Source organism: Paenibacillus spongiae (assembly GCF_024734895.1).
GTDB lineage: Bacteria > Bacillota > Bacilli > Paenibacillales > Paenibacillaceae > Paenibacillus_Z > Paenibacillus_Z spongiae.
In genome coordinates, this window is record NZ_CP091430.1 from 6853685 (window position 1) to 6879916 (window position 26232).

General features: G+C 54.6%; 20 protein-coding genes. 1 reads left to right on the forward strand and 19 read right to left on the reverse strand.

From position 1 onward, the window contains the following. Positions 1 to 125: 125 nt before the first annotated feature. The 15 genes from L1F29_RS30785 to L1F29_RS30855 form a co-directional block, all read right to left on the reverse strand. Positions 126 to 1022, reverse strand: a complete 897-nt coding sequence (locus tag L1F29_RS30785) for a carbohydrate ABC transporter permease (protein WP_258385811.1) — start codon at positions 1020 to 1022, stop codon at positions 126 to 128. Between the two features lie 11 nt (positions 1023 to 1033). Beyond that, on the reverse strand, positions 1034 to 1996 hold the full coding sequence (locus L1F29_RS30790) for an ABC transporter permease (RefSeq protein ID WP_258385812.1): 963 nt from the start codon (positions 1994 to 1996) through the stop codon (positions 1034 to 1036). A 163-nt stretch (positions 1997 to 2159) separates the two neighbouring features. Then, a complete protein-coding gene (locus tag L1F29_RS30795) occupies positions 2160 to 3845 on the reverse strand; it encodes a type 2 periplasmic-binding domain-containing protein (protein ID WP_258385813.1) in 1686 nt (561 codons plus the stop codon). 334 nt (positions 3846 to 4179) lie between these two features. After that, complete coding sequence (locus L1F29_RS30800) at positions 4180 to 5241, reverse strand: response regulator transcription factor (RefSeq protein ID WP_258385814.1); 1062 nt, start codon at positions 5239 to 5241, stop codon at positions 4180 to 4182. Positions 5242 to 5245: 4 nt separating this feature from the next. Continuing rightward, positions 5246 to 7006, reverse strand: coding sequence for a cache domain-containing sensor histidine kinase (locus tag L1F29_RS30805; protein WP_258385815.1), 1761 nt, complete (start codon positions 7004 to 7006; stop codon positions 5246 to 5248). Between the two features lie 154 nt (positions 7007 to 7160). Beyond that, entirely contained in the window at positions 7161 to 9068 is a 1908-nt protein-coding gene (locus tag L1F29_RS30810) for a DUF8034 domain-containing protein (RefSeq protein ID WP_258385816.1), read from the reverse strand. Between the two features lie 43 nt (positions 9069 to 9111). Further along, positions 9112 to 9873: a phytanoyl-CoA dioxygenase family protein gene (locus L1F29_RS30815; protein WP_258385817.1), complete on the reverse strand. Its 762-nt coding sequence runs from the start codon at positions 9871 to 9873 to the stop codon at positions 9112 to 9114. After that, the gene (locus tag L1F29_RS30820) at positions 9866 to 10153 is read right to left on the reverse strand and encodes a hypothetical protein (protein WP_258385818.1); all 288 of its coding nucleotides are present in this window, start codon (positions 10151 to 10153) and stop codon (positions 9866 to 9868) included. The genes L1F29_RS30815 and L1F29_RS30820 overlap by 8 nt, the downstream gene beginning before the upstream one ends. 36 nt (positions 10154 to 10189) lie before the next feature. Beyond that, positions 10190 to 10948 (reverse strand): SDR family NAD(P)-dependent oxidoreductase, encoded by a 759-nt coding sequence (locus tag L1F29_RS30825; RefSeq protein WP_258385819.1) that lies wholly within the window; start codon positions 10946 to 10948, stop codon positions 10190 to 10192. 37 nt (positions 10949 to 10985) lie between these two features. Next, positions 10986 to 13073, reverse strand: coding sequence for a right-handed parallel beta-helix repeat-containing protein (locus L1F29_RS30830; RefSeq protein ID WP_258385820.1), 2088 nt, complete (start codon positions 13071 to 13073; stop codon positions 10986 to 10988). A gap of 59 nt (positions 13074 to 13132) precedes the next feature. Next, entirely contained in the window at positions 13133 to 13981 is an 849-nt protein-coding gene (locus L1F29_RS30835; protein ID WP_258385821.1) for a carbohydrate ABC transporter permease, read from the reverse strand. A gap of 5 nt (positions 13982 to 13986) precedes the next feature. Beyond that, on the reverse strand, positions 13987 to 15966 hold the full coding sequence (locus L1F29_RS30840) for an ABC transporter permease subunit (protein ID WP_258385822.1): 1980 nt from the start codon (positions 15964 to 15966) through the stop codon (positions 13987 to 13989). 21 nt (positions 15967 to 15987) lie between these two features. Next, positions 15988 to 17658, reverse strand: coding sequence for an ABC transporter substrate-binding protein (locus tag L1F29_RS30845; RefSeq protein WP_258385823.1), 1671 nt, complete (start codon positions 17656 to 17658; stop codon positions 15988 to 15990). Between the two features lie 346 nt (positions 17659 to 18004). Beyond that, entirely contained in the window at positions 18005 to 18685 is a 681-nt protein-coding gene (locus L1F29_RS30850) for a GntR family transcriptional regulator (protein ID WP_258385824.1), read from the reverse strand. A 144-nt stretch (positions 18686 to 18829) separates the two neighbouring features. Then, positions 18830 to 19096, reverse strand: a complete 267-nt coding sequence (locus L1F29_RS30855) for a pentapeptide repeat-containing protein (protein WP_258385825.1) — start codon at positions 19094 to 19096, stop codon at positions 18830 to 18832. 317 nt (positions 19097 to 19413) lie between these two features. Between L1F29_RS30855 and L1F29_RS30860 the strand changes: the two genes are divergently transcribed. Next, entirely contained in the window at positions 19414 to 19608 is a 195-nt protein-coding gene (locus L1F29_RS30860; protein ID WP_258385826.1) for a YxzE family protein, read from the forward strand. Between the two features lie 930 nt (positions 19609 to 20538). Here L1F29_RS30860 and L1F29_RS30865 read toward each other — a convergent pair. The 4 genes from L1F29_RS30865 to L1F29_RS30880 all read right to left on the reverse strand — a co-directional run bounded on the left by L1F29_RS30865 (position 20539) and on the right by L1F29_RS30880 (position 26206). Then, a complete protein-coding gene (locus L1F29_RS30865) occupies positions 20539 to 23829 on the reverse strand; it encodes a sugar-binding protein (RefSeq protein ID WP_258385827.1) in 3291 nt (1096 codons plus the stop codon). A 97-nt stretch (positions 23830 to 23926) separates the two neighbouring features. Next, positions 23927 to 24148: a hypothetical protein gene (locus L1F29_RS30870; RefSeq protein WP_258385828.1), complete on the reverse strand. Its 222-nt coding sequence runs from the start codon at positions 24146 to 24148 to the stop codon at positions 23927 to 23929. After that, entirely contained in the window at positions 24126 to 25325 is a 1200-nt protein-coding gene (locus tag L1F29_RS30875) for an enolase C-terminal domain-like protein (RefSeq protein WP_258385829.1), read from the reverse strand. Before L1F29_RS30875 ends, L1F29_RS30870 begins: the two co-directional genes overlap by 23 nt. Next, on the reverse strand, positions 25322 to 26206 hold the full coding sequence (locus L1F29_RS30880) for an SDR family NAD(P)-dependent oxidoreductase (RefSeq protein ID WP_258385830.1): 885 nt from the start codon (positions 26204 to 26206) through the stop codon (positions 25322 to 25324). Before L1F29_RS30880 ends, L1F29_RS30875 begins: the two co-directional genes overlap by 4 nt. Positions 26207 to 26232 lie beyond the last annotated feature (26 nt).

Genomic DNA, 26232 nt, shown 5'->3' on the forward strand with positions numbered 1-26232 from the left:
CAGCGGTCACCTTTGTTCCCGGATTTCAACACCCACCTATACAATTCAAGGAAATCCGGGAACAACAGCGATCGGAAGAACATTCTTCATGCGCAGCAGCGTGTTCATTGCCGCAACATCCCCCATTACCCTTTGACCGCCCCGATCGTGATGCCGCCGACAAAATACTTTTGGAAGAACGGATAAACAAAGATGATCGGCAGCGTCACGACCATGGATGTCGCCGCCCTGAGCGTTAACGGCGAAATGTTCCGGTATTTGCTGTAGGCCAGCTGCTGATCCGCTACCTGCTGCAGCGCTTCGACCTCAAGGAGCAGCCGCCGCAGATAGACCTGAAGCGTATCCCAATTCCCGTTCGAGTTATACAGGATGACGTCGAACCAGGCGTTCCAATGCCCGACCGAGCTGAATACGGCAATGGAAGCGAACACCGGAAGCGATATGGGGAAAATAATGCGGAAATATATGTGCAGCTCGCCCGCTCCGTCGATTCTCGCCGATTCGGACAAGGACTCCGGCAGATTCTGCATGTAGGATGCCATGATCAGCATGTAATAGGCGTTGAGCAAGCTCGGAATCCAATACACCTGAAACGTATTGATGAGCCCCAGCTTCATCATCAGCATGTAGGTCGGAATGAGTCCCCCGCCGAAGTACATGGTGAACAGAAACAGGAGCCGGAGCATCTTGCGGCCCGAGAATCCCTGGATCGTGACGATGTAGGCCAGCAGGCCCGTCGTGAATACGCATGTGACCGTCCCGACGATAACCCGCAGGATCGATATCCCGAGGCCGGATAATAAATTTTTATTCTGGAACAAGAGCAAATACGAATCGAACGAGAACTGGCGGGGGTACAGATAGATCCCGCCTCTGGCCGCATCCGCGCCATCATTCAGAGACAATGCGAGCAAATTAAGAAAAGGGTAAATCATGGCACAGGACACCATCAGCATAAACAGGATATTGCAGACGTCAAATATTCTGCTGCCCAGGCTTGGTTTCAGAAAGGATTGCTCCATATTTGCGCCCCCTAGAAGATTGAAGTGTCGAGCACTTTTTTGGAAATGCGGTTCGCGGTAAAGACAAGGAACACTCCAATGGCTGCTTTCATCAAGCCTACGGCTGCCCCGTACGAATAGTTGCCCAGCTGAATCCCGTATTTGTAGGCGTACGTATCGATAACCTCGTAATATTCGCGGGTTTGCGCGTTCCCGATCAACAGCTGCTGCTCGAACCCGGCATTGAGAATGCCGCCGATGCCCAGAATCCACAGCAGCACGATCGTCGCGCGGATGCCCGGCAGCGTAATGTGCCACATCGAGCCCAGCCGTCCGAGACCGTCGACTTTGCCGGCCTCATAGATTTCCCCGTCTACCCCGGCCATCGCCGACAAATAGATGATCGTCGACCAGCCCACGTCTTTCCATAGATTCGACGCGGTAATAATCCCCCAGAAGTATTTCCCTTCCCCCAGATAGGAGATTGGCTGATCGATAATGCCAAGGCGCAGCAGAATATCGTTCAATATGCCCTCATTGCCCAGAAGCGTGAACAAGATGCTGGCCACCACGACCCAGGAGATAAAATGGGGCAAATACGAAATCGTCTGCACCACTTGTTTGAATCTCTTCTTGCGCAGTTCATTGAGCAGCAGCGCCAGGATGATCGGCGCAGGAAATCCGACAAGAATATTCAAGCCGCTGATCACCAGCGTATTTCGGAGAACATTGCCGAAATCCGGCGAGTCAATGAATGCCTTGAAGTGCTTTAGCCCTACCCAATCGCTGGATAGAATCGACTTGCCCGGCACATAGTCGACAAAAGCCATCATGATTCCGTACATCGGAACGTAGTTGAAGATGATGACCCAGGCGATTAGCGGAATACTGATGAACCATAAATTCCTTTCCCTGTACAGCGTCTTCTTCCACCGTGCCCAGCCGGAGTTGGGTGCTGCAGGAAGCGAAACGTGATCGTAGACCGGTTTTTTCATGACGAAGCTTCCTCCTTAACCAACATGTCCATCGTTCGTGATGATGAAGAAACGGCCATCGCCACCCTCTGCGGCAATACGGGCTTCTTCCCTCCGAAGGATCTCGGGAGCTGTATTCTTAGAACAAGAGGAAGGCAGCAGCCTTCCTCTTCAATGATCCCTTCTACCATTCCGCAAGCCGCCGTTGATACTCTCTCGTGCGGAAAGCCTCGATGTCTTTGAGCCCGGAGCTATTCAGCTTATCGCGCATATCATTGAAGTTCTTGACCGCTTCTTCCTCGGTTTTGGACGTGACGGCCTTGGCCCACAGCGTCTCCAGCATCTCTTCCACCTGCGTATTGGTCACGGCCAACAGATCGTTGCCCGGAATCTGGATCACGCCGAGCGTGTTGTCGTAGATCGTGTCCTTCAGATTCTCGTTCATCAGCTTCTTCCACTTCGCCTCGTCGTTGAAGTTCTGGTCGAACCAGTAGGTGCTCTTGCCGTCATCCTTCATCGTTCCGACACCTTCGACAAGCGTAAAGACGCCTTGTCCAAGCTTGTCGCTGTTCGTGAAATCATAGGTGCCGTTGATGATCGCTTGCTTCATGGCATCCACCCATTTGAACGTGCCGTTCTCATAGGTCCATACCGAGTTCTCCAGATTCGGTACGCCCCAGCCGATAATTCTCGTGCCCATGTCGGTTATGGAGAAGTTGAACCACTTCATGATTTGCTCCGGATTCTTCGCCTTATCCGTAATGATGGTACGGTAGGAGCCGCGTCCATTCAGGGCGGTCAGTTTGGCCTGCTCGGCCGAATCGGCCTTGACCTTCACTTGAATGAAACGCTCCTCATCCTTCCAATTCGGGTTCGTCTTCTGCCATACTTCATGACCGGCATTCCAGGATACCCACCAGGAGCCGATATGGCCCATGACCCGTTCTGCGGAAAATTTCGCTTTCCAATCGTCGAAGGTATTGATGAAGCTGTCCGGATCGAGCATGCCGTCACGGTAGACCTTGTTCATGAACTTCGTCATTTCAAGGCCTTCCGGCGTGTTGATCCAGTGCGTATTCGTACCGTCTTGGCCGATCTTATAGCCGGCCTGCAAGCCCCACATGCCGCCAAGCGTAGGAGCGACGACTTTGTACATCGGCGCATAGCCGGAGAGGGCATACGTCTTCTCCCCCTTGCTGTTCTTCGGGTGGGCCGCTTGCATCTGTTTCAGAATGCCGTAGAATTCGTCCGGCGTGCTGAACGCCGGGGAGCCCATCGCCGTCCACCAGTCATACCGGATATGGCCCGATGCGCCCGGGATCGGAAGAATCCCCCAATAGCTCGGGAGCGTGTACAATTTGCCGTCTTTATCCAAGAAGGATTTGTACAAATCGCCTAACTGGCTTTTTACATTCGGCGCATACTCGTCGATATACTGGCCGAGCTCGATGGCTTTCCCTTGGGCAATCCATTTGGCCGCTTGTTCGTCACTCAGCATCGTAATGACTTCCGGGTAATCGCCGGACGCCAGCATCAGGTTTAATTTCTCGTTCATATCGACGTCGTACACGATCTTGTTCATCTTGACGTTAAACTTCTCTTGCAGAAATTGCTGCATCAGCTTGCTGTTCTCTTTAACCGTATCCGGGTTGTCTTGGCCTGCGTAGAAATTGATCTCAAGCGTCTCCTTCGGAACCTTCCATCCGAATTCATTGGCCGCTTCCTCGCCGCCGGTATCCGTTGAAGGATTGCCGCTGTCCGCATTGCCGGCATTCTTGGCAGGTGACGGTTCATTATTGTTCTTGGAACAGCCGGCCAGCATCGATATAACAAGTGCACAAATTAGGGTAAGCGTGATTATCTTCTTCAAGCTGCACCTCCGGGAAGGATTATTTTTCCACTTTTACGTCTGATCAGCTAGCGAGTACTATGATGCCTGGAATCACCACCCTAACGATAAATTGTCGCGAATATGTCCGCCTTTGTTTCATTCGCCGCAAATGTTTGCGCTTTCAAGTACACACATTGTACAACGCCGAATTTCAACGCGTATATGGCATTTCTTGTTCGGGTGTATCATTTCTTGCACCAAGAACATCCGGCAAACGGCCTCTTGGCAGGCAAAAGGGGCTCTCCCTCATCCCCTCGGAAAAAGAAGCTGCGGGTCGCTGAAAAATGAAAAAAAGAACGGATCGACCGTTCCTTTATCTCCCCATATCCTCCTCTACTCTTCTAAACTCCGTTGGCGTAATGCCGGTGAATTTCTTGAACGCCTTGGCAAAATGGTGATAGTTCGTGTAGCCGACCAGCATTGCCACATCGCCGACCTTATGCTCGGGACGGACCAACAGCTCCTTCGCATGTCCGATCCGAAGCGCGGTCAGATATTTCATGAAATTCGTTCCCGTCTCCTCCTTGAATACCCGGCTGAAATACGCAGGCGACATGCGGGCATGTTCAGCCGCATTCAAAAGCGATAACTCGCTATTCGAAAAGTTCCCATCAATATAGTCGATCGTTTTCTTCATCTGCCGGGAATGCCCCCAATTCCGGAGCTGGGCGGTCTCACTAAACATGCTCATGCATTCGTCATGGAATTGCTTATGCCACTCTTCCGGCGGTTGAGACGGACTGCGCTCGCAGGCGCATGATAACGGAAAGGGTCTGCCGCTTCGTTCTTCAAGCTGACGCGAAACATATTCAAGCAGATCTCTGTAGATCTCTCTGACAAGCCCGGCCTCCACCCCCTGCTGCATAAGCTCGGCGCCCATCGATTCCAGCTTGCCGCGCAGACTGCTTTCCTGAAGGGTCCAAATCGCGCTTACGATTTGATCCCCGTTATCCACGAGCTTCCACATCTGTTCCCTGCGGTCGGTTTGCCGCTGTTCATTGTTTATATGCCGCTCGTAGATTCGCTGCAGCAGCTGCTTGAATTCATCGGGATGGATCGGTTTGAGCAAATAATCCGTCACATTATACCGGATGGCCTGCTGGGCGTAATTGAATTCGCTGTAGCCGGAAATGACTATGATCTCCATATCGCTGTATGCCCGCTTGACTTCCGCGATCAGCTCCAGCCCGTCCATGACCGGCATGCATATATCGGTGATGAGCAGATGCGGCGGATCGGCATGAATGAGCTCCAGCGCCTCTTGGCCGTTCTTGGCCTCGCCTGCGATTTGGAAGTCCGGGTTGGCGGCTTCAATCATGACCCGCAAGCTTCGTTTGATCATTTTCTCGTCATCGACCGTAATGATCGTGAACATAGCCTCACCCCTGTTCGCTGTTATTTCGAAATGGAAGCGCAATCCGAATGACCGTCCCCGTATGGTCAGACCGTACGAACGCCAGTCCGAAGCGCTCCCCGAAGAAGAGCTGGATTCTGTCGTGTACATTCAACAAGCCTAAGCAGTCGCATTCCGTTCTCTCGCTCGTCCCATGAAACAAGCCGTTGTAGTAATCCATCGTATGCGGATCCATGCCGCCTCCCTGATCTTCAATGTACAGGTAGAAGGCATCGCCGGCTAACTCCCCGCTTACCGAGAGATAAACCGCTTCCAATTTATGCTTTTGATAGCCGTGCTTGAACACGTTCTCCAATAAGGGCTGCAGCGTCATCGGAACGGCCGTTACATGGCCGATCAGGCTGTCGTCGATCCGGATATCCACCTGCAAATTTTCAAAGCGTTCCATCTGAATGTCGAGATAGTCTCTCATATAATCCAGCTCCATGGACAACGGCACCGTTCTGGTGTGATTCTCCACGCTGTAGCGGAATATTCTTGCGAGCGAATTGATAATGCGGCTAATAACCGGCTTGTTCTCGATAATGGCGTGGGAGTTCACGATTTCCAGCGTATTGTACAGGAAGTGGGGATTGATCTGGTATTGCAGCGCCTGCATCCTGGAATCCAAATGCCTGAGCTCCGACTCCTTCTCCTTCAACTGAAATTCGCTTACCGTGCGAATCAGATTGTTGATTTCATCGACCATGCTGTTGAAGCTGCGGTACAGGTAGCCGATCTCGCCTTTCTTCGCGCTCGGAAGCCGCGCATCCAGTTTGCCGCTTTCTACCCGCTTCATCATTCGCTGCAGCACAAGGATCGAATCCGTTAAGGAGAAGGACACCGAGATGACGACAATCAGGCTGAAGATTAGGGCAATGATGCCGATCACGAACGTAACGTTCCTCAGTTTGACCAAATCGCGATTCAATTCGGACAAGGGAACCTCCGAGAAGAACGTCAGATTGGTGACATCGGACCACCGGTAGCTGACCAGCATTTTTTTGCCGTCCACGTTCTCGACGTTCCCCCCGGCCGACCTCGTTTTCATGCGATCCAGATGAGAAACGGGGATGCCTTCCCCCCATCTCTTGTGATCGGGATAATATAAGTAACGCCCCTGTGCGTCGGCAATCCATGCAAATCCTGTATCTCCAAGCATGACTCCACTCGAAAAGGCACTCACTTTATCCAGCCGGAGATCGATGATCATAATTCCCCAATTCTGCGTTCCCGGACTGAAAAATTTCACGGCCATCGTAAACAGCTTCACGTCCAGATACTGATTCATCCCGATAATCTCGAATTTGCCCGAGTGGTCCAATTGGCCGGCGATCGACTGGAAACGCTTCTCGGCGTATAGATTGCTGTAGCTCGACCCTGCTATTTTCTTCTGGGATACGATCGAGATCCCATAGATGTCCGGCCGGCCGACCATCACGTTGTAGAACATCTTGTTCAGCTGTTTCGTATAGAGCAGCCGCTCGTAAGGCCCTTTGCCGGAATTCTCCAGGTATTGGGCCACGGCCGGGCGCGCAATCATCGGCAGCGTCAAATCGACGATCTCCGAGAAATAAGAGTCCAGCCTGCTGCTCATCTGCTTGATGATCTCGCCGCTGAGCTTCAGCGTGTTGTCCTGAATAATCCGCGCCGACATCTGGTACCAGTAGATGCCAAGAGCGCTTACCAGCATAAAAAAAAGCACAACCGTCACCATGATTTTATTTCTTATCGAGAAAGGCCGCATCGGTATGGCTCCTGTCTGTGGTTTATTCCACCAGACATATTCCACAGTTCTATGAAATATCCCTTTAACCGACATTAACGTCGCCATATGGGAAAGATTGCAGAACGATAAGAGACCCAGAACCGATCCGGTCCTGGGTCTCTAGTACAATATTCTATTGCGTCCTGCCTGTCAGAATCTCGCCCTCGTATCGGTCCGGCCATACCGAAGCATACGTCGGACGGTTCACATAGCGGGACACGGACAGCTTCAGCCGGCATCCCGCTCCCGGGGCAAGCTCGATGGCGAGCCATTTGTCCCCCACAGCCGACCGCTGCATCTCCTCGCCCTGCTGGTTAAACATCTTGACCTCTTCGAAACGGTGTTCTCCGAAGGCCCCTGCCTGCACGATAACTTCCTTCCATTCAAACAAGCTCAGATTCACCAGTTGAAGCGTGATTGAATCCGCATCAACGGATTCCACGAGCGCCCCGACATCGGCCGGCAGCCCCGGCCGCTGCCTCCGAGCATCATAGTACCGGACACTGGCATGCTGCAGGCCGCCATGCGAAATATGCATGGGCGCTCCAAGCGTCATTTGCAGCAGCCCTTCGAAATAAATCGGGCACATCTCCTGCCACTTGTGAATGCTGGACAGATCGTCCAGATTGAACCCGTCCGAGCGCCACTCCTCGGGGTCGCCTTCCGCCGAGCGCATTTTCAATAGTTGATGATGGATCAGCCTGTAATTAGCCTCCAGTATTCGCTCGGGATAATCAGGGAAGTTCCCCTGCATGTATTGAAACCAAGGAATCGTATTGCCGTTGTAATGCTTCGTGCTCCGATGTGCCCCCTCCGCCGTCCCCGAAAGCCCGGGAATAGCAATTTTGAGCGAGCTGTCATCCAGCCCGATCCGCCGCACTCTCTCCAGATCCTCATTCGCCATGGAGATGAACCAGAGATGAATTGGGTACAGGGGGTCCGCAGGCCGGTAATCCGACCAGCCCGCATCCAGATGTTTATAGGGGACCAGCTCGCAGCCTTCTACAACCTTTCGGAGCTCCCAATTGCGGTCCAGCTGAGACCGGGCGATATCCAGCTGCTTCATATCCCCTGTCAGGAGAACGGCATTGGTCGCCGCGATGATCAACGGCTCGATAATCGTCAAGAAACCGTGCGGCCAGCGCCAGCCGTAATAACCGCCCCACCATTTGCCGTCCATATATTCCCCGACTACCCCGGTTAAGCCTACATTATCCGGTATGATACCGCCGTTGGCCGCAATCCTCTCCTTCCACGCCGCTGCATAATCCAACACCCAATCGCGATCGGATTGTTGACCGGTATACAGATAGGCGTTAGTAACCATTCCCGTTGCGTTCAGATTGAGCGGAACATCTCCCCTGGCCATCCGCTGGTTCATCAGCCGGATGATTTCCTTGTATACCGCGTCATCCGACCAAGCGCACTTCCCCGAAGCAAAGTCAACGCCCGGCACATCTTCAAAAGGCGCCGCGTAATGATCGAGAATCCCGCGATGCGTGATCCAATCCTCTTCCGTCATGTCAAACCGCGGCCCCTTGCTTCCGTTAATGGGCGATCGGATCAGCCGTTTTTCTTTGTCGTAATTGCTCGCATCCCGGTCATCGCCTGTATACATCGCCGCAAACCGCCCGGCTCTCTGCCTGTTTTTCAAGCAGCTTGGTTCGGCAAGCCCGAGGAAATAAAAATATAGATAGCCTTCTCCATGATGCATCCAGTCGTAATAAGCATCGAATTCGCGATTGATTTGCCCATATTCCGTCCACTGCCACGTAATGCCTTCCCATACCTTGCGGGCCAGCTCCAACGTTTCGTCGCTGCCGCCCAGAACATACAGAAGCGCCAGATACATGAACCCTTCATAAGGGTCATCCGAGCCGTCCATGCCGGGCCAATCCGACCGCCAAATCAAGGTGCCGTCGGACCGGACGTACCGATTCACAAATTCGACCGCCGCTTGATTCAGCGAATCGAACAGCAGCCGCTCCATAAGCGCCCATTGAGGAGGCACCCAGCTTGCTTCAGCCGTCATTTTTATCATCGCCTGCATCTCCCTGCTGAATCGGAATGGAAATGTGCAGCATCTATCGTTTCTTCATAATCGAATCGTTGCCGGCCAGAAACCGCCAAAATTCGAGCCGTTGGAAGTATTCCTTCTGCCAATCGGATCCGTACCAAGGATACTGCGTCTTTAGGATCTCGATGACTTCCGGATCGTCATAACCGTCGGTACGGAACAGATTGCGCTGCTGCTCCGCCGCATTCAAACGGATTTTGAACACGAAACGGGTCCGGTCCGTCTTGTTGGGCTGGGCGCAGTGCCAAATATCCTGGTGCATAAAGGCGATGGTTCCCGCCTTCGCGGCCAGATGGCGCTGTCCCTCAAAGTTCTTGTACCGCGATATGCTCCAATAACATGCACGCCGCAGATGGGAGCCGGGCAGTACCAGCGTCGGTCCCATCTCAATCGGCGTATCGTGCGCGAAATAGAAGGCCTGAATGTCGAAATGATGAGGATTGGGATTCATGACACCGGAGTCCACATGCCAATTCTGCGATTTGCTGTTTTTCGGCTGGACCGTATGCAGATAAGAATGATCATAGACATAATTCCGGCCGACCAGACTTTCAATGACGCCATTGACCTGAGGAAGATCAAATACTTTGCGGATCGCCTCCGAGCTGTTCCAGAATTCATAGCCCTGAGGATGAACCGTCAATTCATCCCGGTAGACCGCCTCATTGAGCTCTTGAGGCACGAGTTCTTCCAAGACAATCAGCCCGTCGCTGCAGAAACGGGCCATCTGCCTCGCATCAAGCAGATGCTCCATCGCCGTTCTAGCCATTCACCTCGACCTCCCTCTCCAGCAGATATTCCCACGGCAGATGACCGGTTTCATTCTCGTGGCCATGCACGAAATAAGGCAGCTGGGGAGCTTGGATCACTCTCCATCCGTCTCTCATGGCCTCCAGCACCGAGCCGTAAGGAGGCACCGCGGAATCGCCCGTTTCCATCTGGCTGTCTGCTCCCGATGCGCCGTCGTAGAGCGCCCACGCTATGGTTTTGGAGCTGAGCTCCGGATTCACCAAGCACAGAAACAATAGCTGCTGTCTTTTCTTTGTCATTAGGTTCACACCTCGCTCATCTTCATGATTTCTTAATTACAGATGATATCCTCCATCGACGGGAACAGCCGCGCCGTTCACCCATGAGGACTGACTGCCGGCCAAGTAAAGCACCGCGTCGGCAATTTGCTGCGGGACGCCTACGTTCGGCTCGTGCAGGACGGCTTCCGCCAGACGCCCCGCCTCTTCGGGACTGCCGGTGACCTGCTCATACCATTGAGTCAGCAGCGGAGTCCCAATTCCCCCCGGCATAATGACATTGAAGCGAATCCCCGCTGATCGCAGGTCCAAAGCCAGCCCTTGCGTCATATGGTTCAACCCGGCCTTGATCGTATCGTAGACCAGGTTATTGCGGTCATTGCGGATGCCGTTGATCGAGCTGATATTGATGACGCTGCCACGGTTTGCCTTCAGCTGCGGCAGCGCAGCCTGGATAAGAAAAAACGGGGCTTTCAGGTTGACGGTGATCAGTCTGTCCCAATCTTCGTGCAAGATATCTTCAACCGGCTTATTGCAAACGAGAGCCGCGTTGTTGACGATAATATCGATCCTCCCCCAACGTCCTGCCGCCTCGTGCACCAGCATGCCGGGAGCTTCGGGATCCTCCAGATCGGCTTGGGCGAAGTGGGCGTCCCCTCCGCCGGTCTTGATCCCGTGGACGATGCTTTCGCCCCTCTCCGGATTTCGACCGGTTATGAGCACCTTCGCGCCATGGCGCGCCAGCGTTTCCGCAGCCGCCTGGCCGATGCCGCTCGTCGAGCCCGTTATAATCGCTATTTTTCCTTGCACGCTCATATCGTCATCTCCCGGAATGGTCGTTACCCTAATCGCATTACTCCCTATCCTCAAGGGAGCGCGGGCCAACATCGGCCAGATCGATCGGTTGAAAACCAAGCGCGAAGGCCGGCGAATCCGCCTGCAGCGTGAAATCGCCCCCCGCCGCATCCGTGAAAAGGGGATCGGCATGGATCGAATGCAGATCGTATCCGAGCTGCTTCATATCCGCCGTCGACAGCGGTTCATTCAACGAAAAGTTCGCTTGCTCGTCGAAACGTTGATTGCCGCTCACCAGCTCATTTCCGGAGATGTCCCAGTACAGATTCAGATCGCTGCGGAATCCTTTTTTATCGAAACGGCCGGAATATCCCGCTACATACAACGGCTGCCCGTCTGCAACGATAATGTTTCTCTCGAACGTGAACGAAAGATGGGCTTCCGCTCGGCTGAGCGATGCCTGCCCTTCACGGCCGAAAGCGAAGATGTTGTTGCGCACCGTGTTTTCCCGCCCGTAATGCTGGTGAAACACTTGGCTGCTTGTCTTGAAGCATACGTTGTTCTCGATGATGATATGAGAGCTTCCTTCATCCGGATAGATCGCCCATCCGCCATAATTGCATTTTTCAATATCATGGATGAGATTGCCGCGAATGACCGTGCCCGGCTGGACGCCAAGCGTATAAATTCCGCCCATGTCGCTGAGCAGCCCGTGGCCGATATCATGAATATGGTTTTTCTCGATCCTGTTGTCCCTCGATACATTCTCCCCATAACCCCATACCCAGCCGCATGAGATCCCCGTGTAATACAGGTCGTGAATATGGTTATGCGAGATCGTATTGCCGAAGGAATGAACGGAGAGAATGCCGCAAGCGCTGTGAAAAATGTTGCCGCCGGCATGAATATGATTGTCCGTAATGCGGTTGCCGCCCGTTCGCCGCAGGATGGGGCCATCCGCATCGGCACCGTCCAGCTTGATTCCGCCCGCGCCCATATCGGCTATCGTATTGCCGACGATCCGGTTGGACATGCACCCCTCGGACAATTCGATGCCGTACCAGCCGATTCGCTCCACCCGGCAATCTTCGATGGAACAATAGCGGGCTCCGCGCATGTGGATCACGCCGGGAATATGGAATGCCGCCTGCGGCGCCGCGGCAAAATCGATACCCGGCATATCGAACCGTTCTCCGCCGCCCTGGGGCTGAATCCAATCCGTATGCGCGAAGGTCAACCCTTTGAACGATAAATATTCCACGTATTCCTTCCCGTCCGGATTGCCTGCAAGCTTCAGCAGCTGATAGGCCGATCCGGCTACGAACTCCGTATGATCGAGTTCCTCACCCGGAAGAGGGATATAGTACACCTTGCCGCCGGTCCGGTCGAGATACCACTGCCCGGGATCGGTGAGCGCTTCGAATACGTTCTCCACATAATATTTGGCATATCGCTTGGCCACGTCGTCTTTGAGCACGAACATGCTCTTTCGGTTGGATTTTACTACCCCCGTCGACGGATCGAAGGAGGCGATCGGCATTCTTTCCTCGATCCAGTAATGAACGGCGACGACATCCACATCATTCCTATTGCTCCAGGATCCATCGATATCCCCCTGTGCGCATACGAAAGTATCCGTTCCGGCAAACAGGTCGCTGGTCATTCCCTCGTTATGAATTGCCGTGCCTGGCACATCCTTCATCCAATAGAAGCCCTGTTCGGGCAGACGGATCCTCAAACGCCGCTCCCCATTGACGAACAGCTGCCGGAAATACCGCTTTCCTTCGGCTGCACCCGGCACATCGGCAACCCACATCGCAATGCCGCCTACCGTCTCCTCCCGCCATCCGGTTATTCTCACTCCGCCATCCACAACAGGCCGTTCACCCGGATAGGCTGCGAAGGTAACCGGAGCGGAGTCTTCAGGCGTAAACACGACAGGTTCACTCTGGTAGTAATGGCCTCCGCGAAGCCATACCGTAACCGGTCCGGCAAGCATGGCGGACTGCTTCAGCTTCCGGATGGAGTCCCTCGCTCCGGCGATTGTCGCGAAGGGGCCGTCGGTCCCGTCTGAATTGGGGTCCGGCAGTCTGCCCGACCAGTCGTCGCGGCCTGTAGCGGAGATATACAGCTCCTGTAAACTCATCTGCAAAGCTCCTTCCAATTTTCATGTCACTATGAAAATATATGTCTGCCTGTTATCCGCTACGCTTTAATGGACCCGGAAGTAAGCCCTTCGATAAAATAACGCATGCCAAGCATAAACATCAGCAATAAAGGAATCGAAGCAAAGACGTAACCCGATGTGATGATTCCCAGATCCGGCCGGGATATTTTGCCTATCGAATTGCCGGCATCCGGCGCATAATTGGCCAAGGCCATCGAGATCGTCTGCAGATCCGGCGTGCTGATCATCAGCATCGGCCAGATGAGATCGTTGTAGATAGAAAGGAAGTTCATGATGGCGATCGTGATTAGAATCGGACGCGCAAGGGGTAGCGCGATCGACCATACGCAGCGGAATTCATTCGCCCCTTCCACCCTCGCCGCTTCGAACATCTCCTCCGGCTGGGAGGTGAAGAACGTGCGGAGCAGAAAAATAGCGAACAGCTGCCCGCCGCCGATATAAAATACGGCCAGCCCATCCAGGCTGTTCTTCAAATGCAGCCAGTCGGCGAGCACGAAATTCGGCGTCAACAGCAGTACGCCGGGAACGGTCATCAGCATGACGATGATCCAGAACATCAGGTTGCGCCCTACGAACCGGAGCCGGGCAAAGGCATATCCGCTCAGCGTCGCGAACAGCATAATGCCGAGTATGGAAATGATGCATAAATACAGCGTCCGCAGAATCGGAGCCATCAGGTCCAGCAGCGCGAAGGAATAGTTGTTGATTTTCGGCGGCCAGGGCATTCCCCAGAAATCGCCGTAAATCATCAGGCTGTCGCGCAGCGACATGGAAACCATCATAAGGATGGGAACGAATGAAAGAATGAGGATAACGGCCAGCAAGGAGTAGCTGATGATCTCTTTGGCAATTATTTTCCTTGGCACCCTCTCTAGACTCCTTCCTGTTTGGAGAAGCGCAGGTTCATGATCGAGCCCGCCAATATGAAGACAGCCAATACGAACCCGATGGCGGATGCATAGCCGAAATTGGCATTGGAGATCTGATTGTACATCTGCAATCCCGGCACATAGGTAGCCGTCCCCGGCCCCCCGCGGGTAAATAAAAAGATGTTGGCGAACCCTTGGATGCTGCCGATAAAGGTGAAGAATAAAATCAGCCGGAGCTGCGGCCGGATCATCGGCAAATCGATTTTCCAGAAACGCCCCCATGTGCCTACTCCGTCGATGGAGGACGAATCATAAATGTCTTTGCTGATCCCGATCAGACCGCCGAAATAAATCAGAAAAGCAAAGATGCTCACGAATGGGAAACCGGCCATGATGATGCTCCAGAGCGCGATGCTTTCCTCTCCCAGCCAGGCACGCTTCCAGCCGTCCAGTCCAATCGCGCCCAGAAACTGGTTGATCATTCCCGTTTCGGGTTCGTACATCATCTTCCACAGCAGAATGCCGACAACGCCGGGGACGATGCTGGGAACGACGTACGCCGTACGGAACAGGTATTTCATGCGGCTGCTGCGAAGCCAGAAGATCAGCTCGGCGATAAGCAGCGGCACCGTCACCTCCTTCAGGATCGAAGTAAGCAGAATGAGGAACATGTTCCAGATGCCCACCCAGAAGAAATGATCGGACCAAAGGGCGATAAAATTATCCAGCCCGATGACCTTTAGAGGCTCCTTCAAGCTAAAGTTGGTAAAGGAATAGAATACCGCCATCAGTGTCGGAGCGATGTTGAAGATCAAGATGAGAATAATGGACGGCAGCAGCAGCATATAAGCGGTTCTGGAACGCTTGAGCCTTCTCCCGAAGCGGACCGCAGCAGCCCGCCAGCTTGCCACGGACCAGACCCATGCGCAAATGGCGGTCACAGCAAGCACTGCATTGACGATAATAAGAGCCGTTTGAATGATCACCATTCGTCTGGCATCGAGTGCGCTGCTGAGGGAAACCGTTACCGTCTTTCCCTGGTCGGTCAGAAGCAGAACCTCGTCGCCAATTGTCCCTGCCAGACTGTTGATCGAGCCTGCGGATACGTTTGCCTGGTAACGCACGTATCCTTGCGCATCCAGTACAAACAGCTTGCCGTCCTTATCCCCGGCGAGAATATGTCCCGAGTCGCCCGCCGCCGCCATCGTAATCGGATATTCCGACAGAGGGTTGATCCAAAGAACCTTTCCTTTATCCGATATCATGGCAATATTGCCTCTGTCGTCACCGGCCAACAGTTCCCCGCCGCCGCTCAAGCTGAGCCTTGTAATAGGCTGGATCAGATTGGTTCTCCACTGCTCATCCCCCTCGGGAGACAAATAGCCGACTTTGGAATCCGCCGTACCGAAATATACCCCCTTCGTCCCGGCGGCTACGGCTGTAACATCGAAGCCGATCTTCGTCTTATAGCGCGCCTCACCCGTTTCGTCGAACAACCCGACCCAGAACCGGTCCGTGTACTGGCCGATCCCGTAAGCGACGGCCAACTCCCCGTTAACCGCAGCATCCAGCCCGATGACCCGGCCATTCACATTGAAGCTGGACAGCTCCGCCAGCGACAAATCAAAGATGAACACTTTCCTGTCGCCGGTTCCGACATAAATTTTGCTCTTGTCCGCCGACAAGGCCATATCCGTGACCGTTCCTTCAAGCTTCTTCTCCCGGACCGCCCCCTGCCCTTCCAGAAGCATCAGCCGGCTGTCGCTCGTAATGACGGCCGTCGTCCGGGCATCGATCTCGATTGCCTTCATCATTCTCCCGTCGGCTAGCGGGCTGCTTACTTGATAAGGCTCTCCGGAAGAAGCGAAGACAAGTGCATACAGCGCATTCGCCAGAACGATCAGAATGACGGCCCCGATAGCTGTGCGCGCTGCCCTCCCGGCGAACAGAGCCGTACCTTTCTCCCGTATCATGTTCGGCATAATATCCTCCTGCCTGGACGCTTATTGCCCCGGCGCCCGTTCCGGATGCTCGATGTCTTCCATGGTCAGCCCTGCGTTCTTGATAATCGCGTCGAAGTTCTTCATCCAGGATTCCTGGAGCTTCTTGCCGAATTGTTCCGGCGTAATCTTGCCTTCAAGCGCTTCCTTGTACAGATTGAAATTCGCTTTATCCAGATCGGGCACGCGCGTCGACAGCGGATTATTGATTGGAATTTCCGCGTTGCCGAGCATCTTGATCTCTTTGAACATCTCCTGGATCTGGGCTGGAACCGTAATATTCCGGACCATGACCGGCCCGCCGGGATTGAACTCATTCGCGGCCACCATGCCATCGACCCATGCCTGATAGCCCGGCTGGGAGAGCCAGAACATCACGAAATCCAGTACCATATCCGTCTGTGCCTGATTCTTCTCAATAATGCTGACATATTCGCCCGTTGCCGATTCTACGCTGCGAACCGGCCCTTGAACGAGGCCGCCCGTCATCGGCGGATTTTCGAACGTTCCCCAATTGAACGGCTTGAGCGAGCCGGTATCCGTAATCTTCAATTCCTTCAACCGCACCGGGTCATTCAGGTTTGCCATATCCTTCTTCACCGTCGGAAGGCTCCAGGTCCCGTCAATGATCATGGCCGCTTTCTGCTGGAGGAATAAAGGATAATCGTCGGTGCTTATGAAGAAATCCTTCTGTGCATATTTAGGGAACACCTTCGCCATATTGGCGACCATCTGGGTCATCTCCGGCGTATCGAACCGGATAACGCCATCCTTAATCGCCTTATACAGTCTGGCCTGATTGAAATTATATTTTAGATCGATGTAAGGATCGTTCGGATCCGCTTTGAAGCTGCCGTCCAAATCATCGTCATAGTTGTAGTCACCCTCTTGCGCTCTAACGATGTCATGCCAGTTGCGGGTGAATTGATCAAGATAAATCTCGATCACCCACTGCGGCACCTTCCACACAAAGTTCGAGGCAATCGGAATCATTCCCGAGGCTTTGATTTTCTCCGATACGCTGACAAGCTCATCCCAGTTGTTCGGCGGCTGCAGATTCAGCTTGTCGAATACGTCCTTGTTGTAGAACCACATAATATGGACCGATTGAGTCGGCAGCATGATGCGCTCTCCCTTGGCATTCTTGGCTACGAAGAAATTAAAGTCCAGATCGTCGTCCCATTTGTTGCCGGTGTAAGGATTGACCTGATAACGGTACTTATCGAAGTTCAAGTACTTGTCGTAGGTGGGCACGTAGTTGCCGGCAACCAGATCCGGACGCGGCGTACCTACGGCGAGCATCGTCCCCAGGACCGTAGGATAATCGCCCGATGTGCTGCCCTTGGGCTCCCAAACCAGCTTCACATTGGGCTGTACCTTCTTATAGGCCGCTGCGAGAGCCTCGAATGCTTTGGCGTCGCCGGCATCTTCGGGATTCCCGTTTAGCGAAATGACGATCTCGCCGCTGTATTGTTTCCGTTCCACGTCAGCCGGCTCTTTTTCTTCCTCGCTTTGAACCGCAGGCGGGTCGCTTTTGTTCCCTTCCGCTGCGGGCTCATTAGCGGCAGGCTCATTATTGGCAGGAACGATCGGCTTGGATGAATCGCTGCATGCCGAGAGAACGGCCGTTAAGGCAAAAATAATCATAACTAGCATCGTGCTGATTTTTTTCATGCATAGCCCTCCATAGGAATAGAATAGATGCTTATTCAAACTCCTTTATGCAAATCAGCCTGGAAGATGTCCAGCAGTCTTCGTTATGGAACAGCTGCTGGTAGTCGAACTATTTTGCCGCTTCTATTAATAGGTTATTGTTATAAAAATCACCACCTTCATATCGTTACGGAATAAAATAGCGATGACATCCATCACTTGGTGCAGCTGAATGAGAGAGTGCTAGCGAGTAATAAGGGATGTTTACAACGATGAGGGCATTGGTTTGACCGATTTGGAGATAGGGAGATTTGGAGGCAGAAGAGGCTCTTTGATGCCTGGTCTTTCAGAAGAACGGGAAGGAAGGTTAAACCTCCCCGCCGTTCATATCGATCCAGTCGATTAAATTGCGTCTGGAATAGTCCAGATGCTCGCGGATCGCATTGCGTGTGCGTTGCCAGTCCTGCTGCAGCAATTGGTCAACGATCTGACGGTGCTGCGTCATGGACAAATTATATTTCTCCGGCGTAGGGTTGCCGACGGTCAGAATGCGAAAGTTCATTAAATTCTGATAGGTTTCCAAAATTTGAATATTGCCGCAAGCATTAATAAACGCCGTGTGAAAAATCATATCCAAATTGCCGTACTGTTCGATCGGCGTTATAGCCGGGTCAACCTCCGCAACCGCATGACGCGTAATTTGATCGAGCTTGGCGGCGATTTCCTCAAAACGGCCGTCGGAGAACTGACGATACTGTTCGATCACCCAATAGTCGATCATGAGCCTGAATTCAATCACCTGCTCCACATAGCTCTTATCGATCCCGACGACAAACGTCCCGACTTTGGGCACCGTTTTGACCAGTCCTTCGGCTTCAAGACGATTCAATGCCTCTCGAATCGGGGTAATGCTGATGCCCAAATTTTTCGCCAGGACAGGTATGGATATCTTCTCGTTCGAACGAAAGGTACGGCGGAGTATCAGCTGCTTCAACGTGCCGTACACCTGATCGAATAAATTGGACGTTTGAATTTTAGGTAGGTCCACTGCAACCACGCCTTCTTCACAAGATGGATTGGATGAGATTCGCGATAATGATGATTTAGAATGATGAAATTTATGACGATGAAATTTATGGTGATGAAATCGATGATGGCGGAATTTATGTGAGAAATTTAGGTTGTTGGAATTTTAGATGGTGAACTGTGCGGTAATGAGCTTTGCGGTAGTGAGCTTTGCGATGGTGAGCTTTGCGATGGTGAGCTTTGCGATGGTGAGCTTTGCGATGGTGAGCTTTGCGATGGTGAGCTTTGCGATGGTGAGCTTTGCGGTAGTGAGCTTTGCGACGGTGAAATTCATGATGATGAGCAATGATAATGTAATCGCTTTCTTATATATAAGATATAAGATGTAAGCCGGGAAGTCAAACGCTAAATATAATACGACAATGTTCATCAAAAAGCGGCACCGCCTCCTTCGTCCGGCCCCTACCTTTTACGTATTCAAGCTTACTTGCGTTTTTTCATTGCTTGTCCGACCACCTATTTTCAGCCGCATAGCATCCATTCATATTGTAGTGATGTTGGTTGAAGCCAACCGCATTTATACCGTTAAGATAGTCAAATATAAATTAATTTAATTTTTACAATTTTCTGATAATTATTTACGCGACCTTAACAAACCGCTGCTATTCTGAGTGTATATCAGCCGAATCCCATCCATGCCGCACCGAGCCGGCTTGATCGGAAACCATCACCTGCACTGGAGGCGAAACTATGGAAATGCTGCTCATCGTTATCATTATCGCTGTTATTGTTATTGCAATCGCCAGCTCCTCGAAATCGAATCACCGCCGCCCCAATCGACACCGTTACAGCGGGGATAGCTCGAGCGCATCTTATTCCAGCAGCGACTGCAGCTGGGACAGTGACGGCGGATGCGGAGACGGCGGCGGTGGAGGCGGCGATTAAAAGAGCTAACTCCCCTCATCTTCAAGATGCTGCATTATTGGCCCCGCCTGCCTGTGATAAGTTCTTAAGCAGACAAAGCGGCCCGAGCCTCTCCTCCTTCGGAAAGACCGAACCGCCGCCGTGATGGTAACTAGCAGAACGTTCTTCATCATTACAGTATACAAGCTGAAACCTGAAGGACCTCTTCTGTACCTCTACGCCACACCACAATCATGAAATACCGCTGCCGCTGCACACTCCTGCTGACTTACATCGAGCTCTTATCTGGTATAATCCGCTGTAACGCTATGTTCACCTCGCTCCATTCACCGCAAACATTCCAATTCAACGATGAGCGCGTCCGCGACGTCAGCCGTTCCCTCAAACTAACGGATACCACAGATAAACTAACGCTAACGGACACCACATTCGCTATTCAGTGGATTTACCCGGAAAATGACGATGCTATGGACACAGGATCCCTTATTCGCCTCTAACTACGGCTATTCCAACGCCTCGAAGGTGAATAAGGGATCTGTTGTCCTTGAAACAGTCCATATCGATGATATGAGCTAAATAACGGATCTGTTATCCGTAACAACGGCACCAGATGCCGGATTTAGGCTGGGCCGGATCTACCGGGCTAGACCAGACCGGGTCGGGCAGAACTAGCCGGACCGGGTTAGGCCGGGCCGAATCTACCGGGCTAGTTCAGACCGGTTCGGCCAGCAATTACCGGAACGGGCAGGGCCGGATCGATCCGTACAACGGTGCAATAGAGCTTGATTCGCGCACTTGCAGTTTCCGTATGCGCTGGAAGCTGTTCGACGGCAATCGGCCGCATCCGTTAGGAATGTCGCACTGTAAATAAAAGCTGCAGGAGATCGCTTTTCCTTCCTTATCGGAAGGAAATTGATCTCCTGCAGCCTCATAGCGTGAACTTGGCCGGCATTACTCGAGCATGAGCCGAACCGGCTTGAACTCGGCCGGATTCTTGCCGAATCCGATGCCGGAGGCCCATTCGATCCAGCCCTTGCGCCCTTGACCGTCGTTATCGTTCACAAGATAGGACAGGCTGAACAAACCGTCCTCCGCTTCAACCGGTGCCAGCTCTTCCCATGGAAGCGCCAGCTCGTAATAGGTGTTCTTGTTTGCTTCATCCCGCGTTACCGCAGCCTGTGCGCTGCGAACCAAGCCGGCGGGCTGCCCGTTCGCTCCCATCCACCGGTACACCTGCGGTCCTTCGTTCGTTAGCGCAACTCCGAACTCGTGCATTTCGATGTTTTCGCCTGGCGTGCCTTGTGAAACGGCGAATTGAATGCTGTCGCCGTTCCAGATGCCAGCGTCCGTGGCGGTTTGGGAGAAGACATCGTCATGAATAGAGGCAGACAAGTACAGATGCTCTTGGTCCCACGTCACCCACACTTGGCCGCTGAGGTCTTCCGCCCCGTTGAAGCCTCCCTGTACGGTCTGAACGGTGCCATCCACGGACAGATCGACGCCCGGAACGGTGCTCAAATCATCCGGCGTTCCGTCGACCGTTACGGTTTTCGCTGCCAATGGGGTATAGCCGCCGTTCCCAACAAGCTTCAGTCTTCCCTCGAACGTCGCCGAAGGAAAGCCCTCCGCCTCTAAAGCCAGCTTCATGGAATGAAGCTCGCCGGCAGGCAGAGAAGGAAGCGCCAGCTCCATCCTTCCCGTGGATGCTGCCGGTACGGTGAGACCGCCGGTCTGCTCGCCCGATTGATTCCCAATCTGCCATTCGATACGATCCAGCACGTACGGCTGCGAGGATCGGTTGTCGAGCTGAACTTGCAGTGCATCCGTCTCGCCGCGCAGCACATGCTTCACCTGCAGCTGCACCGGGTGGATAATGCGGACCTCCGTCGTTAGGCGCCCTACCGGCTTGCCGTCAACAATGATATCGCCGCTTACGGTCTTCATCCCTGCCGCATCCGCCCCGGACAGTGGGATCGCCGTCTCCTCGCGCTCTCCCGGTCTTGCGGTCAAATCATACGATTGTCCGTTCACGGCCAGACTGGCCGCTATCGGCGCGCGCGGCGGTACCGTATTGTCCACGGCGAACGCCAGCGGGATCGGCTCGCCGACGAATGCTTCGCTGCCGGATAGCGTATATTTGCTACCGAGCTCGAAGCTCTTGACGTTCCCGCCGACGTAGATCGGATCCTGACCGACGGTGAGATAGATGACATTCGACTTGTCGGGATAATAGGTCTTCTTATTGCCGACCACATCGGTCACCGTAATGGAACGGTTCGTCTTCAGCGTCAGATCGGTCGGCTCAGCCGCCCACAAAACGCGCACCTCCTGCCCGTTCCCCTTGAACAGATGACTGCTGATCCCTTCTCCGATCTGCTCCGCACGAGTGTAGCTTAATCCTGTCAGCTGCCTCGTCATGGCCGCATAAGCGGCATAAGCCGGCTTCGGCGTGTATTTGCCTTTGGCATCCGCAGGATGGCGGATAATGCCGAAGTTATGCTCGTTGTACATCTCGTTCGTACCGTCATTCATGAAATCGTACCAGAAGAACTTCTCTACTCCTTGCGAGAGAGCCGCAACGTGGCTTCTTACCACATAGGAGGCTTGCGTCTCCTCGCTTACGCCGCGGAAGTCCCGCTGGGTCGGCCAGCCCATCTCCGTAATCCAGATCGGCTTCGGCTGCCCGTTGTTATACTGCCGGATCAAGCTCTGCAGCCGCGTCAGATCCTGGACCAAGCCTTCCGGCGTATCCGGGTACCGGTAAGGATGGATCGATACCGCATCCATAACCTCCAGCCCGCCCAGACGGAACACCTCTTCCAGCCAGTCCCACGGCGTTCCTGCCGTTGCGGCGCCGACCACGACAACGTTCGAATCCTCCGCTTTGACCGTCTGGTAGGTTTCCTTCAGCAGTTTATAGTAGTAGTCCGGCTTGGAGTCGGCAGGCCCATTGCCCGTATCGCCGAAGCCGATATTGAACTCATTGTAAACCTCCACCCATTTGACCTGATCGCCGTAATGCTGCAGGATCGACTTCCCGTACTGCGCAAACCCTTGGCGGCCTTCATCCGAATACGGGGTGCTCCCCTCATCGTACAGCGCATTCGCGTAAGAGAAGATGATGAACGGGTCCAGTCCGTTCCGCTGCAGCTCACTCATATACCGGTCATATGTGCCCGGGAACCTGTATACGCCCCGCTCCGGTTCGACATTCCCCCAATACAGCTCATCCCGGATGCTTCCGGCACCCGCCATGCGGATGAGCGGTATGAGCTCCGGATTCCACCATTGGCCAAAATGCGTCGCGACGCCGAAAGGCGAATCCGCAGCCGCCTGCCCAGGATCCAGGGGAGCCAGCAGGGCAAACGACGTCTCGGCTGAAGCCAATTGCGCGCCCGCCTTCTCAGCCGTCATCGTCATTCGGTAATACCCTTGCTGCAAATTCGGGACATTCAATTCCCCTGTCCCGCCCGCAATGGCTTCCGTCCCCTGCCGGACTGGATTGCCCCACAGGTCATCGATCTTCCATGTCACGGCATCGCCCTGGGTGACGATACGGAATGCAGCCGTATCCGTACCCTCGAACACATTCCCGAGCGCAGTCTGCTCAATGGACAGCAGCGGCAGATCGACCTTCGCCACAATATCGTCGAGCAGCAGCTCGGCACTGTTCTTCCCCTGTACCAATTCAGACCGCTCCATTAAGAATGTGACCTCCGTTGCGGGCGCATGATACGCGCCGTCATTGGCGCCGCCCCAATGGCTGTAGTTGACGCCTGCGTCGAATGCCGAAACCGTAAGCTTCTGCCAGCCGGCATCGGCTTGCAGCGCCAGCGTCTGCTGATGCACCTGCCCGGTTGCGTCCGTCACCCGAAGCCGGATCGCGCTCAAATCCGCCGTTTTCACCATTAGCTCCAGCTGACGCATCGCCAGCGCATCAAGCGCTTTGTTCATGGCGACATAAGCGCCGCCGCCGCTGAAGCTGCCGGCAAGACGTCCGGAGAACGAGCCTGAGCCGGCATCGGCATTCACCCGTTCGAGGCTGCCTTCAGCACCGGGAAACTCCGGCCCGAGACTCAAGCTCCAGCCGTCATCCCCGCTCTCGAAATCGCTGATTGGGGCATCCTGGACAGGAGCCGCTGAAGCATGTGCCTCATTGCGTTCACCGGCCGTGAACCCCATGGATGAAACGAGGAGCACCAATGCGAGAATAGCAAGCCGTGCCTTTCGATAACGAAACATGTCACTTCTTCCTTTCCATTATAGGTTTATAAATACGCCAATTCCGTGTCTCTACTGGCTGCACCGGACCCGCCGGCGCCCCGATTAAAGAGCCGCATCACCTCCCCCGGGGCGGCATACCCGCCCCAATTTCCCTTGCATGCAGCCGACCGTCGTCATGCAGCGTCGGTACCGCACGCCGTGAATTGCGTGCGGTACCGGCGCAATCGACGTGAGCGTTACCATCGAGCAGGGCATGATGATCATGCCCCCGCGCGATAGAATTGCCCGCCACAATCGAAACGCCTATCGCCGCTTTAAGGACGCGCCGGACTTCCATCCGGCAGCCGCGCCAACGTCCAGGCCGGCAGCGTGTTGCTGCACGGATACTTCGCCGCGAGCGCTTCGTCGATCTCGACCCCGAGGCCGGGCGCTTCATGAATATACGCATATCCGCCGCGGAGCGCCGGTGCGCCTGGGAATACCTCGCGCATCCGATCAGAGAACGGATACCATTCCTGAATGCCGAAATTCGGGCTGCTCAGATCCAGATGCAGGTTCGCCGCATGTCCGACCGGAGACACATCGCCGGGACCGTGCCATGCGGTGCGGACGCCGAACGCTTCGGAGAGCGCCGCGAGCTTCCGCGCGGGCGTAATGCCGCCGATGGCGCTGATGTGAACGCGGATGAAGTCGATCAGGCCCCCCGATATGAGCGGCACCCATTCCTGCGGGTGCACGAACAGCTCGCCCATCGCGATCGGCGTCGCGCTCTGGGCGCGTATCATACGGAAGCCGTCCAGCTGCTCCGGCGCGAGCGGGTCCTCCAGGAAGAAGAGGCGGTACGGCTCCAGCTGCTTGGCCAGACGGACCGCTTCGATGGCGGACAGCCGCTCATGAACATCATGCAGCAGCTCGATTTCGTATCCGAACGTGCCGCGCATCCGCTCGAACAGCTGCGGGACGCTGCGCGCATAGGCGTCCGGATCGTAATAGGCGCCAGGCAAGGCGTTCTCGGGCGATGCGCAGGCGTGACTGCCGCCGTAACCGCCCCACTGGCAGCGGATGTGGCGAAGCCCCTGTTCCATGAACCGCCGGACGTTGTCCTCGATCTCGTCGAGATCGCGGCCGTCGGCATGGCGGTAGACGGCGACGCCCTCCCGGCATTTGCCGCCAAGCAGCTGGTAGACCGGCTGGCCCGCCAGCTTCCCCTTAATATCCCACAGCGCCATGTCTACGCCAGATATCGCGTTGTTGAGGACAGGGCCGTTGCGCCAGTAAGAGCTGACCATCGCGGTCTGCCAGATATCCTCGATCCGCTGCGGATCCTTGCCGATCAAGAACGGCTTCATATAATCGTCGATAGCCGAGGCGACCGTCAGATAGCGCTGCGTAAACGTCGCGCAGCCAAGACCGTACAGCCCCGGCTCGGACGTCTCGATCTTGACGACGACCAGATTAATCCCGTCCGGCGCGGTCAGAATCGTTTTTACATCCCGTATCGTAATGCCACTCATTCGCTTCTCCCCCTCATATTCGGCTTCGTCTTCGATCCCCACGCGCTGATGCCGTCCTCCGGCATGCCCGGCAGAATGAGACCGCCGTCGGCGCGCAGATTGATGCCCGTCACATAGGCCGCTTCATCCGAAACGAGCCAGACGGCGATGTTCCCCATATCCTCCGGGGTGCCCATCCTTCCAAGCGGAACCTGGCGGCCTACTCCTTCGTACGGCCCCCGGCCTTCCCGGACGAGCGTCGCTCCCGGCGCCAGGCAATTCACCCGGATGCCGTACGGCGCCAGGTCGAGCGCCGCCGATTCGACCGCCCGCTTCAACCCGGCCTTCAACCCGCCGTACACCGCGTCACCCGGATAAGCCCGCTCCGCCCGTGACGACGTAATGTTCAGGATGCTTCCCTGGATGCCTGCCGCGATCATATGCGCAGACACCTCCCGCATCAGAATTAACGGCGAGCGGAAATTCAGCCCGATGAGATGGTCCAGATGCCCGGTCTGCAGCCGGTCGACGGGATCGATCAGCGTAATGCCCGCATTGTTGACGAGCACGTCGATCCGTCCCATGCCGGCAAGCGCTTGCTCCGCTGTTCGCTCCGCTTCGCCCGGTTCCGCCAGATTGCCGGACAGCACGAGGCAGTCCCGCCCTATCTCGGACCGGATCTGCTCGGCCGCTGCCGATGCGCCGGACTCATCCTGCCAATGGGTAATCGTGAGCGTATAACCGGCCCGCGCAAGCGCAAGGGCGATGCCTCGCCCGATGCCGCGGCTGCCTCCGGTTACGAGCGCTGCCTTGCCATGGCCGCCACCGCTGCGGAAGCCCGTTCCCCCTCCCTCTGCCCGAGACGCAGCTGCCGGCGCTCGTCCCTCATCGGAATCCTTCATGCTCCATCCCTCCTTCAGGAACTTTC

Coding starts and splice junctions, on each gene's coding strand:
- L1F29_RS30785 (WP_258385811.1), bottom strand. CDS start 1,022: ATGGAGCAATCCTTTCTGAAACCAAGCCTGGGCAGCAGAATATTTGAC.
- L1F29_RS30790 (WP_258385812.1), bottom strand. CDS start 1,996: ATGAAAAAACCGGTCTACGATCACGTTTCGCTTCCTGCAGCACCCAAC.
- L1F29_RS30800 (WP_258385814.1), bottom strand. CDS start 5,241: ATGTTCACGATCATTACGGTCGATGACGAGAAAATGATCAAACGAAGC.
- L1F29_RS30805 (WP_258385815.1), bottom strand. CDS start 7,006: ATGCGGCCTTTCTCGATAAGAAATAAAATCATGGTGACGGTTGTGCTT.
- L1F29_RS30810 (WP_258385816.1), bottom strand. CDS start 9,068: ATGATAAAAATGACGGCTGAAGCAAGCTGGGTGCCTCCTCAATGGGCG.
- L1F29_RS30815 (WP_258385817.1), bottom strand. CDS start 9,873: ATGGCTAGAACGGCGATGGAGCATCTGCTTGATGCGAGGCAGATGGCC.
- L1F29_RS30820 (WP_258385818.1), bottom strand. CDS start 10,153: ATGACAAAGAAAAGACAGCAGCTATTGTTTCTGTGCTTGGTGAATCCG.
- L1F29_RS30825 (WP_258385819.1), bottom strand. CDS start 10,948: ATGAGCGTGCAAGGAAAAATAGCGATTATAACGGGCTCGACGAGCGGC.
- L1F29_RS30830 (WP_258385820.1), bottom strand. CDS start 13,073: ATGAGTTTACAGGAGCTGTATATCTCCGCTACAGGCCGCGACGACTGG.
- L1F29_RS30840 (WP_258385822.1), bottom strand. CDS start 15,966: ATGCCGAACATGATACGGGAGAAAGGTACGGCTCTGTTCGCCGGGAGG.
- L1F29_RS30845 (WP_258385823.1), bottom strand. CDS start 17,658: ATGAAAAAAATCAGCACGATGCTAGTTATGATTATTTTTGCCTTAACG.
- L1F29_RS30860 (WP_258385826.1), top strand. CDS start 19,414: ATGGAAATGCTGCTCATCGTTATCATTATCGCTGTTATTGTTATTGCA.
- L1F29_RS30865 (WP_258385827.1), bottom strand. CDS start 23,829: ATGTTTCGTTATCGAAAGGCACGGCTTGCTATTCTCGCATTGGTGCTC.
- L1F29_RS30870 (WP_258385828.1), bottom strand. CDS start 24,148: ATGGAAGTCCGGCGCGTCCTTAAAGCGGCGATAGGCGTTTCGATTGTG.
- L1F29_RS30875 (WP_258385829.1), bottom strand. CDS start 25,325: ATGAGTGGCATTACGATACGGGATGTAAAAACGATTCTGACCGCGCCG.
- L1F29_RS30880 (WP_258385830.1), bottom strand. CDS start 26,206: ATGAAGGATTCCGATGAGGGACGAGCGCCGGCAGCTGCGTCTCGGGCA.